Origin of the sequence: Liquorilactobacillus sicerae (genome assembly GCF_029916425.1) — a bacterium.
Lineage (GTDB): Bacteria > Bacillota > Bacilli > Lactobacillales > Lactobacillaceae > Liquorilactobacillus > Liquorilactobacillus sicerae.
On the sequence record NZ_JAHAVQ010000148.1, the window covers coordinates 1 to 516 of the forward strand.

The 516-nt window shown below is 34.3% G+C and carries 1 protein-coding gene; it reads left to right on the top strand.

Annotated elements, in window-relative coordinates:
- Positions 1-50: 50 nt before the first annotated feature.
- A partial coding sequence (locus KH893_RS11725) for a response regulator transcription factor (RefSeq protein WP_281166267.1) occupies positions 51-516 on the top strand: 466 nt, incomplete at its 3' end.

Genomic DNA, 516 nt, shown 5'->3' on the forward strand with positions numbered 1-516 from the left:
GATTCTATCAAACAGTTTTTATTGAACGATGATAATATTTGGAGGCATGAATGGTCAAAATCCTGGTAGTTGAAGATGATGAAAATTTTAATTCACTAGTCAGCCGTTATCTTGCTTCAAATGGTTTTGAAGTAATCAGTTGTGCTGATGCGCAGAAAGCTTATGATGTTTTGTACAACAATCTCTTTGACTTAATCGTCACCGATGTTATGATGCCAGGAATCGATGGCGTTGAATTTGCCAAAACAGTTAGGCAGCTTAATGAAAATATTCCAATTCTCTTTGTCACTGCCCGCGATGATATTAAGACAAAAAAAGCTGGTTTCAGGGTAGGTATTGATGATTATTTAGTCAAACCGATTGATTTGGATGAATTGAAATTAAGAATAAGTGCTGTTTTAAGAAGAGCCAATATTTCGCAAAATCAAAAAATAGAGATTGGAAATTTATTACTTAACTCTGAAGAAATTTCTGCCAGCATAAATGGTGTTCCTATCCCTTTGACTGTTAGAGAAT